General features: G+C 69.7%; 12 protein-coding genes. 9 read left to right on the top strand and 3 right to left on the bottom strand.

All coding sequences use genetic code 11. The annotated features are described in order from the left end of the window. Positions 1 to 971, bottom strand: a 971-nt coding sequence (locus ACTIE5_RS09530) for a calcium-binding protein (RefSeq protein ID WP_439549464.1), incomplete at its 3' end; no start/stop codon positions are given. 188 nt (positions 972 to 1159) lie between these two features. Here ACTIE5_RS09530 and ACTIE5_RS09525 point away from each other — a divergent pair. After that, positions 1160 to 1816 (top strand): methyltransferase, encoded by a 657-nt coding sequence (locus tag ACTIE5_RS09525; protein WP_439549463.1) that lies wholly within the window; start codon positions 1160 to 1162, stop codon positions 1814 to 1816. On the opposite strand, the gene ACTIE5_RS09520 is transcribed toward ACTIE5_RS09525, so the two are convergent. Together ACTIE5_RS09520 and ACTIE5_RS09515 are read right to left on the bottom strand one after the other, a co-directional pair. After that, positions 1774 to 2694: a hypothetical protein gene (locus tag ACTIE5_RS09520; RefSeq protein WP_439549462.1), complete on the bottom strand. Its 921-nt coding sequence runs from the start codon at positions 2692 to 2694 to the stop codon at positions 1774 to 1776. The genes ACTIE5_RS09525 and ACTIE5_RS09520 overlap by 43 nt on opposite strands. Further along, positions 2694 to 3356, bottom strand: a complete 663-nt coding sequence (locus tag ACTIE5_RS09515; protein WP_439549461.1) for an acetyltransferase — start codon at positions 3354 to 3356, stop codon at positions 2694 to 2696. Before ACTIE5_RS09515 ends, ACTIE5_RS09520 begins: the two co-directional genes overlap by 1 nt. A gap of 156 nt (positions 3357 to 3512) precedes the next feature. On the opposite strand from ACTIE5_RS09515, the gene ACTIE5_RS09510 reads away from it, so the two are divergent. The 8 genes from ACTIE5_RS09510 to ACTIE5_RS09475 all read left to right on the top strand — a co-directional run bounded on the left by ACTIE5_RS09510 (position 3513) and on the right by ACTIE5_RS09475 (position 11725). Further along, on the top strand, positions 3513 to 4085 hold the full coding sequence (locus ACTIE5_RS09510) for a D-sedoheptulose-7-phosphate isomerase (protein ID WP_439549460.1): 573 nt from the start codon (positions 3513 to 3515) through the stop codon (positions 4083 to 4085). Beyond that, complete coding sequence (locus tag ACTIE5_RS09505) at positions 4078 to 5283, top strand: HAD-IIIA family hydrolase (protein ID WP_439549459.1); 1206 nt, start codon at positions 4078 to 4080, stop codon at positions 5281 to 5283. Before ACTIE5_RS09510 ends, ACTIE5_RS09505 begins: the two co-directional genes overlap by 8 nt. Continuing rightward, on the top strand, positions 5280 to 6521 hold the full coding sequence (locus tag ACTIE5_RS09500) for a glycosyltransferase (protein ID WP_439549458.1): 1242 nt from the start codon (positions 5280 to 5282) through the stop codon (positions 6519 to 6521). Before ACTIE5_RS09505 ends, ACTIE5_RS09500 begins: the two co-directional genes overlap by 4 nt. 80 nt (positions 6522 to 6601) lie before the next feature. Continuing rightward, positions 6602 to 7534: an NAD-dependent epimerase/dehydratase family protein gene (locus ACTIE5_RS09495; protein ID WP_439549457.1), complete on the top strand. Its 933-nt coding sequence runs from the start codon at positions 6602 to 6604 to the stop codon at positions 7532 to 7534. Continuing rightward, a complete protein-coding gene (locus tag ACTIE5_RS09490) occupies positions 7527 to 8804 on the top strand; it encodes a class I SAM-dependent methyltransferase (RefSeq protein ID WP_439549456.1) in 1278 nt (425 codons plus the stop codon). Before ACTIE5_RS09495 ends, ACTIE5_RS09490 begins: the two co-directional genes overlap by 8 nt. Further along, a complete protein-coding gene (locus tag ACTIE5_RS09485; protein ID WP_439549455.1) occupies positions 8801 to 9814 on the top strand; it encodes an NAD-dependent epimerase/dehydratase family protein in 1014 nt (337 codons plus the stop codon). The genes ACTIE5_RS09490 and ACTIE5_RS09485 overlap by 4 nt, the downstream gene beginning before the upstream one ends. Next, entirely contained in the window at positions 9798 to 10736 is a 939-nt protein-coding gene (locus ACTIE5_RS09480; protein ID WP_439549454.1) for an NAD-dependent epimerase/dehydratase family protein, read from the top strand. Before ACTIE5_RS09485 ends, ACTIE5_RS09480 begins: the two co-directional genes overlap by 17 nt. Then, complete coding sequence (locus ACTIE5_RS09475; RefSeq protein WP_439549453.1) at positions 10733 to 11725, top strand: GHMP family kinase ATP-binding protein; 993 nt, start codon at positions 10733 to 10735, stop codon at positions 11723 to 11725. Before ACTIE5_RS09480 ends, ACTIE5_RS09475 begins: the two co-directional genes overlap by 4 nt. The last annotated feature ends 1 nt before the right edge of the window (position 11726 follow it).

The following is an 11726-nucleotide window of genomic DNA, read 5'->3' as shown; positions in this document are numbered from 1 at the left end:
CCGAAGCCGCCGCCGGCATCGGCCAGCGCGACAAAGGCGCCGGCATTGCCGAAGCCCACGATGTCGGCGCGCCCGTCGCCATTCACATCGGCGAGGTGGCGGGAATAGGCGTTCTCATTGTTCCAACCCGAATCGACGCTGAACTGGCTGGTGGCCAGCCTTGCCGCACCGAAGCCGCCGCCGGCATCGGCCAGCGCGACAAAGGCGCCGGCATTGCCGAAGCCCACGATGTCGGCGCGCCCGTCCCCGTTCACGTCGGTGATGTGGCGGGAGAGGACATTCTCATTCTTCCAGCCCGCATCGATGCCGAACTGGCTGGAACGGAGCGACGCGGCGGTGAAGCCGGATGGCGCGGCCGGCGGCGCCGGCGTGCCTTCCGGCGGGGCGTTGTCGCGGGGATAGGGCAGGCCATCGCCGGGCGCGTTCGGGTTCAACAGCTCGGCCGCCGTGACCTGGCGGTCGCCGAACTGGAACAGCTCGAAGTTCAGGACCGTATTCGTGCCGTAGCGGCCCTGGACGGTGTCCACCATCAGGAAGCCATCCTGGATGGCCGAGACCTGGTAGTCCGCGCGGTTGCCGAGGAAGAAGACGCGATCGGTCCCGGCGCCGCCATCGATATAGTCGTCGCCTTCGCCGGCGCGCACCAGATCGTCGCCGCCCAGCGCGAAGATGGTGTCATTGCCCATGAAGCCCTGGATGTAGTTGCCCAGGTCGCTGCCATAGATCAGGTCGTCATGCCCCGTGCCTGCGATGCCGGAGATGTTCTGCAGCGTGTCGCGCCCGCCGAAGCCGTCATTGTCCACGGTGTTGGCGAAGAGCCGGGCGACGATCCCGAAGGGGGATGTCCAGTAGGCCACGATGTCGAACCCGCCGGCCCCGTTGATGAAGTCGTCGCCGGCAGCACCGATGATGGTGTCGTCGGACCCTGTCCCGATCAGCGTGTCCGCGTTGTCGGTGCCGGTGATGAACATGCTGGTGCGCCCTGGTGTTGCCCAATGGGGGAGTTGCCCAATGGGGTGTTGCCCTAGGCCACCGAAACGCCGGCCACTCCTTCCCGATGCATCACGGTTGTGAAAGCGGGTCGATCCCCCCGCGGTTGCGGCATTGGCACCGCCCGCGCTTCGGGTAAGGGAGGGCCAGCCGCATGACGGGAATGCCCATGAGTGCCTCGATCCTCGATGCCGTCGCCGACCATTACGAACAGGCGCTGGCCACCCATGGGCCGACCGCGAGGGGCGTGGACTGGAAGGATGAGGAGGGGCAGCGCCTCCGCCACCGGCAGTTCCTCCGCCTGCTGGAGAATGACGGGGATGCCAGCATCCTCGACCTTGGCTGCGGCTATGGCGATTTTCTTCCGTTTCTCCGCGCCCAGGGGCATCGCGGCCGCTACATCGGGCTCGATGTCGCGCCGGCGATGGTGGAGGCGGCGCGACGGCTGCATGGCGAAGGCGCGGATCGCGTCTTCCACCTCGGCGCCGCAAGCGCGGAGGTCGCGGACTACGCCATCGCCAGCGGCATCCTGAACGTCATCCGTGGCGCCGACACCGCCGCCTGGCGATCCCATGTCGATGGCGTGATCGATGGCCTGGCCCGGTCATCCCGCCGCGGCTTCGCCTTCAACATGCTGAGCCTGCACAGCGATCCCGCCCGCCGCCGGGCGGACCTGCACTATGCCGACCCCGCCGCCACCCTGGCCGCCATGGTCGCCCGCCATGGGCGGGATGTGGCGGTGCTGCAGGATTACGGGCTGTGGGAGTTCACGGTGATCATCCGTCACCCCTCCCACACCGCCAGCCCGAAGCCCGTCGCCCCGTAGCCCGCCCCGTTGAACAGCAGCCAGCGCCGGCCGAGCAGGTCGAACACCCCGGGATAGGTCACGGCCCCGCCTTCCCAGCCCCCTGGCTCGGCCTCGATCCCGCCTTGCAGGCGCCGCCAGGCCAGGCCATCCGCGCTGGTCGCGCGGCCGATGGCATAGGGGCCGCTTTCCGCCCGCGCCGCGAACCACATGGCGAAGCCATTGCCATCCCGCACCACGCTGGGGCGGACGGTCGCGATCTCCGGCCCCTGCGGCGGGATGCAGATCGTGGCCTCCCGCCGCCAGGCGATGCCATCGGTGGATCGCGCGGCGCGGATGCCGTGGCGCAGATCGGCCGGGCTGGCGCCCCAGGCCTGGTGCGTGCCGTACCACAGGCGCCAATCATCATCGGCCAGGCGCAGCACCCAGGGGTAGGACAGGCTGTAGGGATCGGTGATGTCCCGGTCCATCAACGGCCCCGCCGACAGCCGTTCGAACCGCCCCGCCGCCGCGTCCCCGACCGCGACCCCGATGGCATTCCGCCAGGGGACGGACCCGCCGACATTCCAGCCCATGTAGTAGATGCGGTCCCCGTCATGCCCCGGCACCACGCAGCCCATGCCGCAGCCCGCATCGTCGAAGGCGCCGATCCCGCCGGGCCGCAGCACCGGCGCGGGCGGCGCCTCCTCCACCCTGGGCGCTTCGCCGACGCGCAGCACGAGCGACCCGATGGCGGACCGATTGGCGGCGTCCCGCCCGCTGTAGAACACCCGCACCAGGTCGCCGCCCAGCGGATGCGCCACCGGCAGCGCCGCATGGGTGGCCAGCGCCGGATGGGCAGCAGGACTTCCCCCGGGCCCCGCCGGCGCGAACACCCGCCCGAGCCTGCGCCAGCCCATCAGATCCGCTTCAGCCGGTGGCTCGGCACCTTGCTGACCTCCGTCCCCCCGGGCGCCAGCACGGACCCGTCCGGGATGTCCCGCAGCACCAGCGCCCCCGCGCCGATCACGCAATCCGCGCCGATCGTCACATGGTCCCGGATGGTCACGTTCACCCCAACGAAGCTCCGCGCCCCGATGCTGACGCCGCCGGAGACGACGACGTGGGAGGCGATGAACGCATCCTCCGCGATGGTGCTGTGATGGCCGATATGGTTGCCGGACCACAGCGTCACGTTCCGCCCGATGCGGGCGAAGGGCTGGATGGTGTTGTCCTCCAGGATGAACTGGTTCTCCGCGGCCTCGAAGGTGGAAAAGCGGGTGGCGCGGCTGCTGACATAATGCGCGATGCCGTAGCCCCGCGCCCTGCCCGCATCCACCTTCGCGCGGCGCAGCCGGTTCAACTGCGTGTAGGCCAGGGCGACGAACAGGTCGTGCCCCTCCGGCGGGAAGCGGGCTTCCAGATCCTCGAAGGCCACCAGCGGCAGGCCGCCGAAGCTGGGCCCCGTCGCAAAATCCGAGTCGACCGTGAACGCGGCCACGCGGCGCCCCGCATCCTCCGTCAGGTAGAAGGCAGCGAGTTCCGCGATCGGGCCGGTGCCGAAGACGACGATGTCCTTCAACGCGCTGCCTTTCCCGGCCGTGGAGCCCCATCATAACGCCCGCCGCCGCCGCCGGCACCTTACCCACCGGGGCGCCGTGGGGGGTGACGTCGTCGCCATGCCGCCCTAAACGGGCGCGTCGCCCCGGGCCGATGCAACCCGGTGATGGAGATACGCATGATCACGCTCGATGCCTGGTTGTCGGACGCCGCCGCGGTGCTCGCCGCCACCCAGGCCCGCGGCCTGGACGCCACCATGCAGGCCGCCGTGGACGCCACCGTCACCGCGCTCGCCGCCAACCGCCCGCTGCTGGTCTGCGGCAATGGCGGTTCCGCCGCCGATGCGCAGCACATCGTGGGTGAGATGGTGGGCCGCTTCCTCAAGGAACGCCGCGCGCTGAAGGCGATCTGCCTGTCCTCGAACCCCGCCGTGCTGACCGCCTGGTCGAACGACTACAGCTACGAGACGGTCTTCTCCCGCCAGGTCGAAGCCTATGGGGAGGAAGGCGGCGTGCTGCTCGGCCTCTCCACCTCCGGCAATTCCGGCAATGTGGTGAAGGCGCTGGAAGCCGCGCGGAAGCTCGGCATGGCCACCATCGGCCTGACCGGGGAGGGCGGCGGGAAGATGGCCGCGCTGTGCGACCACCTGCTGGCCGTGCCCTCGCGCTCCACCCCCGCCATCCAGCAGGTCCACCTGGCGCTCTACCACTGCTACTGCGCGGCGGTGGAGGAACGGCTCGCGGATGCCTGAGGTGCCTGCACAGGCCGCCATCCTCGTCGGCGGCCGCGGCACCCGCCTGGGCAGCCTGACCGACGCCATCCCGAAGCCGATGGTGGAAGTCGCGGGCCGCCCCTTCCTCGACTGGCTGATCGAGGAGGTTTCCCGATTCGGCTTTCCGCGGATCACGCTGCTCGCGGGCTATCTCGGGCACACCATCGCCGAGCGCTATGACGGCAAGCAGGTCCGCGGATCGCGGATCGAGGTGCTGATCGAACCCCAGCCGCTGGGCACGGCCGGCGGCCTGAAGCTGTTCGCGGACCATCTGGAGGATCGCTTCCTCCTCCTCAACGGCGACACGCGGTTCGACGTCAATCTCCTGGACCTGCCGCTGCATGCCGGCGATGCCCTGGCGACGCTGGCGCTTCGCCGCACCGCGCCCGGCGCCCGCTACGGCACGGTGGAGGTCGATGCCGCCGGCCGCATCCACGGCTTTGCCGCGCGCTCACCGGACCGCAGCGGCCCCATCAATGGCGGCATCTACTGGCTCAGCAAGGCGATCCTCGACCATATCGGCGATGGTCCCGTTTCCATGGAATCGGACGTCTTCCCGAAGCTGGCGGAGGAGGGCGCACTGCGCGGCGCGCTGTATGACGGCGATTTCATCGATATCGGCATCCCGGATGACCTGGCCGCCTCCCAGTCCATGATCCCCGCCATGGCCCGCCGCCCGGCGGTGTTCCTGGACCGCGACGGCGTGCTGATCGAGGACACCGGCTGGCCCCACAAGCCGGCGGAGGCGCGCTGGATGCCTGGCGCCGCGCGGGCCGTGAAGCGGCTGAACGATGCGGGCTGGCTGGTCTTCGTCGTCACCAACCAGGCCGGCGTCGCCAAGGGCTTCTTCCCGGAATCCCAGGTGGGCGTGATGCATGGCTGGATGGCCACCACCTTCGCCGCCGCCGGCGCCCATGTGGACGCCTTCGAATACTGCCCGAACCACCCCCAGGCGCTGGAGGACCGCTACCGCCTGGATTGCGGCCGCCGGAAGCCCCAGCCCGGCATGATCCGGGACCTGCTGGCCGCCTGGCCGGTGGACGCCGCCCGGTCCTTCCTGGTCGGCGACAAGGACACCGACATCGAGGCCGCCCGCGCCGCGGGCCTGCCAGGCCACCTCTTCCCCGGCGGGGACCTGGACGCCTTCATCGCGCCCCTGCTGGAGAGGGCCGGGTGAACGCGGCTTCGCCGCCCCGCTTCATCATCGCCGATCCGGGCCTGACCGGGCCGCTCGGCCACCACCTCTCCTACAGCCAGGCGGTGGCGGAGGCCGCGTCCCGCGCCGGCACGCCGCCCGTCATCCTCGCCGCGCGGGGCTTCACCGGCAGCATCCCCGGCATCGAATGCCACCCCGTCCTCGGCACCGCCTACCAGAGTGCCGGCGGCGGGGGCGCGCTGCGCCGGGCGCTGTTCGGCGGCCTGTCGCATCTGCCGGGGCCCGTCGCGGCCTCCGTCGCCAATTGGGTCCGCGCCGCCCGCCGCCGGTTTTCGACCCGCGCGCCGGATGGCCTGGCGGCCGAACTCCATGCGGCGCTCGGCACAATCGGGGCCGGGCCGGGCGACTGGCTGCTGCTGCACAGCGTCTCCGGCGCCAACCTGGCCTCGCTCGCCGCCGGGCCGGATTTGCATGGCGTGACCCTGCTGGTGGTGCTGCGCCGCATGCCGGCGGAGATGGAGGCGGATGACGCCGCGCCCCAGCCGCTGCCTGCCCTGCTGACGGGCCTGGCCGCCCGCTTCGGCCCGCGGCTTCGCCTCTTCGCCGATACCGGCCTGCTGGCGGATGATTTCAGTCGGCTCTCCGGCCTGCCGGTCCGCCCGGTGCCGCTGCCCATCGTGGTGCCCGAACCCGCGCCACGCACCCCCGGCGCCCTGCCGCACATCGTCTTCGCCGGTGGCGCCCGGCTGGAGAAGGGCTACGACCTGTTGCCGGACGCGATCGCGTCCCTGGCCGACCGCGCCCGCTTCACCATCCAGTCCGGCCCCGTGGGGGCGGAGGCCGATCCCCTGGTCCAGCGCGCCCATCGCGCGCTCCAGGCCCGGCAGGGCAGGGACCTGATCCTGGTCGAGCAGGCGCTGGACGCCCCCGGCTACGCCGCCCTGCTGGCCAGCGCCGACCTGCTGTTGCTGCCCTATGACGGGCCCACCTACGGCGCCCGCAGCAGCGGCATCCTGGCGGAGGCGCTGGCCATGGGGCTGCCCGCCATCATCCCGGCGGGGGGGTGGATGGAAGCGGCCGCCGGGGCCGGCCGTGCCGTCACGATCGCGCAAGGCAGTGGTGCGCCGGGCTTGGCAAGGGCGCTGTCCCAGGCCATGCAGGCCCTGCCCGAATTGGCGTCGGCGTCCCGCTCCATGGCACGAACATGGCGGGACGAACACAATCCTGACGCGCTTTTCCGGGTATTCGTTGCAACCTGAAAACACGTCGCTCCGGTTGCCCGGCCCGGTAACAGACTCTATACGCGCGGCGGTACCGGTATCCGAAGGAAAATTGCGCAATGCATGTGCTTGTCACCGGCGGGGCCGGCTACATCGGATCGATGCTGGTGCCGGCGATGTTGGCCCGGGGCTGGCAGGTGACGGTGCTGGACACCTTCGCGGCGGGCGAGCCCTTCCTGGCCCATTCCTGTGCCGATCCGAATTTCAACGCCGTCCGGGGCGATACGCGCGACATGCGGGTACTGGAACCCCTGATGAAGCAGGCCGACGTGGTCATTCCGCTGGCCGCCCTGGTCGGCGCGCCGCTCTGCGCCCGGGACGAGATCGGCGCCACCAGCCTGAACCGGGACGCGGTGGTGAATTTGGTCAAGCGCGCCAGCCCCAACCAGCTGATCGCCTACCCCACCACCAATTCCGGCTACGGCATCGGGGAGGGCAACGCCGCCTGCACCGAGGAATCGCCGCTCCGCCCCGTCAGCCTCTATGGCCGCACGAAGGTGGAGGCGGAGGAGGCGGTGCTGAGCCACGCCAATTCCCTCTCCTTCCGCCTCGCCACCGTCTTCGGCATGGCGCCGCGCATGCGGCTCGACCTGCTGGTGAACGACTTCACCTGGCGCGCGGTGAATGACCGCGCCGTGGTGCTGTTCGAGGCGCATTTCCGCCGCAACTACATCCACATCCGGGACGTGGTGAAGGCCTTCCTGCACGGCATCGACAACGTCGCGACCATGAAGCAGCAGGCCTACAATGTGGGTCTGTCGGAGGCCAACCTTTCCAAGGCCCAGCTCTGCGAGCGCATCGCGAAGCACGTGCCGGGCTTCGTCTGGCTGGAAGCCCCGGTGGGTGAGGATCCGGACAAGCGGGACTACATCGTCTCCAACGACAAGCTGGAAGCCACGGGCTGGATGCCTGACCACGGGCTCGACAAGGGCATCCAGGAGCTCATCAAGGGCTACCGCATGCTGCGCAACGGGCGCTTCGCGAATGTCTGAGGTCGCCTCCCGGATGGTCGTTCCCGCGCCGGGCGTGAAGCTCGACATGGCCTGCCGCTGCTGCGGCGGGCGCAATGTCGAACTCGTCATCGACCTCGGCGACCAGCCGCATTGCAACCGCCTGGTGCGGCCGGATCTGGCCCCGGGCGTGGAGCCGCATTACCCGCTCCGCGTCGGCTTCTGCCGGGACTGCACCATGGTGCAGATCGACCATACGATTCCGAAGGAATCGATGTTCACCGACTATCCCTATGTGTCGGGCACCACCAAGACGCTGCCGGCGCATTTCCTGGAAACCAGCAGGCGCATCGCGGCCGCCTATGGCGTGAAGGCGGGCGACCTCGTCGTCGATATCGGCAGCAATGACGGCACCTGGCTGAAGCAATGGGCCTTCTCCGGCGCCCGCGTGCTGGGCGTCGAAGCGGCGGGGAATGTCGCGAAGCTGGCGCAGGATGCGGGGGTGCCGACCTGGCACCGCTTCTTCAATGCGGCCTGCTGCGCCGACATCCTGGCCGCACACGGCCCGGCCAAGGTCATCACCGCCGCCGGCGTCTTCTTCCACCTGGAGGAACTGCACAGCGTGGTGGAGGGCATCGCCTCCCTGCTCGACAAGGATGGCGTTTTCGTCGTGCAGGCCATCTATCTCGGTGGCATGGTGGAGAACACCGCCTTCGATCAGGTCTATCACGAGCATCTCTGCTACTACACGCTCAAGTCCCTTTCCGCCCTGCTGGGCCGGCATGGGCTGGAGGTGTTCGAGGCGAACCTCGTCGATATCCATGGCGGCAGCATCGAGGCGCATGTGACCCGCAAGGGCGTCCGCCCCGTAGGCGACAGCGTCCGCGCGATGCAGGCGCAGGAGATCACGAAGGGCTTCGGCGAGATCGAGACCTACCGGACCTTTGCCGGCAATGTCCTCGACCTCCGCAAGCGCCTCGTCGCGCTGCTGGAGGGCTACAAGGCCGAAGGCAAGTCTGTCTGGGCCTATGGCGCGCCGGCCAAGGGTGCCACGCTGCTCAACAGCTTCGGCATCGGCCCCGACCTGGTGCAGAAGGCGGTCGAGAAGAACCCGATGAAGGTCGGCCTCGCCATCCCCGGCGTGCGCATCCCGATCGAGGCGGAGGAAGGCGCGCGCCCCGACGCCTACCTCGTCCTGGCCTGGAACTTCATCAGTGAGTTCCTGGTGAAGGAGCGTGAGTACCTCGCCGGCGGTGGTGAACTGATCGTGCCCATTCCGAAGGTGAAGAGCTACGGGAAGGCTGACGCGTGAGTGCGTCCGATGACCGTAGCGCCGCAGGGCGCGAAGGTCTGAATCGGCCGCAGGGCCAAGGCCTTCCCGAGGCCGTCGTCGTCTGGGGCGCCAGCGGCTTCATCGGGCGCAATGTGGTGGACGCGCTGCAGGGGCGCGTCGCCACCATCATCGGCGTCACCGCCTCCGGCACCGCGGTCCCGGGCTGCACGCAGACGGTCGCGGCCAGCGCGGTGGACACGCTGCCCGCGCTGCCCGCCGGCACGGCCATCATCCATGTCGCGGCCTTCCGCTACTTCGCCTCCATCTTCGGCAAGCAGCAGGCAGAAATCCTGGCGGCGAATCTGGCGATGACGGAAGCGGTCTACCGCTTCGCCATGGCCCGCGGGATCACGGAGGTTCGCGCCGCCTCCTCCTCCGCCGTCTATCCCGCGTCCTGGGACCTGCAGGACGATGCGCTGCCGCTCGACCTCAATGCCTGGCCGCATGATGGCGAAGCCGCCTATGCCTGGTCCAAGCGCTGGGGCGAGATCACGGGCGAGCTCTGGTGCCGCCGCGCCGGCATCAGCACCATCAGCTTCCGCCTGACCAACCCCTACGGCCCCCACGACACGCTGGACGAGGCCGAGGCCCATGTCGCCACCGCCTTCGTCATCCGCGCCTGTGGCGACGCCCCGGAATTCGAGGTCCGCGGCGACCCCGATGCGGAACGTGACTTCATCTATTCCGGCGACGCCGCCGAGGCTTTTGTCGAATCGCTCAAGCTGCGCGGCACCACCGCGGCGGTGAACCTCGCGAATGGCCAGACGCGGACGGTGCGGGACCTCGCGGTCTCGACCATGCAGGCCGCGGGGCGCCAGCGCCCGATCAAGCTGACCTCGCCCCCCGCCGCCGGCAATCGCGGTGTGAAGGTGCGCCGCGCCACCGCGACGAAGCTGCGGGAATTGCTGCCCGGCCTCGCCCCCTTCTGCAGCCTGGAAGACGGCATGGCCGCCACGCTCGCCTGGTACCGCGATGCCCTACGCCGATAGCCCCACCATCATCCTCGGCGCCGATGGCTTCCTCGGCCGCAACCTGGTGGATCGCTGGCAGGCGGAGGGCTGGCCCTGCCACCCCGTCGGCCGTGCCGCTGGCGACTTCACCGACCCTGCCGTGGTGGACCGCGTCTTCCGCGAAGCCCCCAAGGCCGGGCGCATCTTCCACGTCATCACGAAGCAGCGCACCGGCAACATCCAGTGGGGCATCCAGGGCGAATTGCTGCGCGACAATGCCAGCATCCACCTGAACATCCTGGAAGCCTGGCGCCACCACCAGCCACAGGCGAAGCTCGTCTCACTCGGTTCCTCCTGCACCTATGCGGAGGCCAGCCACCCGACGCCGGAGGAGGAATTCGGCATCGGCCGCCCGCACCGCTCCGTGCAGGGCTATGCGTTGGCCAAGCAGCTTCTCGCCACGGGCTGCGAGACCTATGGCAAGCAGTACGGCCTGCACTGGCTGCACTGCGTGCTCGCCACCGTCTATGGCCCGCACGCGCATACGGAAGACACCCGCGCCCATTTCATGGCCGCGATGATCGACCGCGCTGCGCGCACCAAGGCCACCGGCGCGATGGAATTCGAGGTCTGGGGCAACCCGCACACGGTCCGCGACCTTCTGCACGCGCATGACCAGATCGACGCCGTGCTGCTGGCCGACCGCCACTTCGACGACCGCATCATCAACGTGACGCCCAACGCCCCGGTCGAGGTCGGCGACTGCGCGACGGCCATCCTGCGCGCGCTGCGCTGGGATGCGCGCATCATCAGCCCACCCGGTTCCTTCCAGGGCGCGGGCTACAAGAGCCTGGATTCCAGCCGTTTCCTCGCCGCCACGGGCTGGAAGCCCCGGCTCAGCGTCGAAGCCGGCGTCGCCCAGGTGCTCGCCGCGGATTACGGGGAAGCCATCGCGCCATGATGATCGTCTCCCGCACGCCGCTGCGCGTGTCCTTCTTCGGCGGCGGCACTGACTACCCGGAATATTTCGCCCGTGCGCGGGGTGCCGTGCTCGGCATGGGCATCGACCAGTATGTCTATGTCGCGGCGCTGCGCCTCTCCACCATCCTCGACTACCGCTACCGCGTCTCCTACTCCCGCATGGAGCAGGTGGCGGAACTCGACCAGATCCAGCACCCCGTGGTGCGGGAGGCGATCCGCCTCTACGGCTACGACCGGCCGCTCGACATCTCCATCATGGCGGACCTTCCCGCGCGCAGCGGCCTCGGCTCCTCCTCCTCCTTCGCCGTGGGCTTCATCAACCTGATCTTCGCCCTGCAGGGCCGCGGCGCCACCAAGATGGATTTGGCGCGGGAGGCCGTGCGGATCGAGCGCGACGTGCTGCGGGAGAATGTGGGGGTGCAGGACCAGCACCACGCGGCCTTCGGCGGGCTCAACCGCTTCGACTTCGAAGGCGGCCGCACGCGCATCAGCCCCATCCAGATGACGGCGCCCTGCCAGGATGCGCTGAACACCTCCCTCTTCCTCGTCTATACCGGCATGACGCGCTTCGCCTCCGCCACCCTCGGCGAGCAGATGGAGAACACGAAGTCCGGCGCCGCCGACAAGGACCTCAGCCACCTGCTGGCCCTGGTGGACCAGGCGCAGACGGTGCTGGAATCCGACGATCCCGAGGCGATGCTGCGCGATTTCGGCGCCATGCTGCATGAGGGGTGGGAGACCAAGAAGCGGCTCTCCTCCAAGGTCTCCAACCCGCATATCGACAGCCTCTATGCCCAGGCGCGGGCGGCCGGCGCGCTCGGCGGCAAGCTATGCGGCGCGGGGGCCGGCGGCTTCCTGCTGATGCTCGTGCCGCCCGAACGCCAGGCCGCCTTCCGCGAAGGCATGGAAGGCCATTCCATCATCCCCATCGCGCTCGACACCATCGGCGCGACCATCCTGAAGGGTTGAG

The sequence above is a fragment of the Falsiroseomonas sp. genome (assembly GCF_051859025.1).
Taxonomy (GTDB): Bacteria; Pseudomonadota; Alphaproteobacteria; order Acetobacterales; family Acetobacteraceae; genus Falsiroseomonas.
The sequence above is the reverse complement of the archived record's forward strand: the minus strand, read 5'-3'. Positions and strand labels throughout refer to the sequence as shown.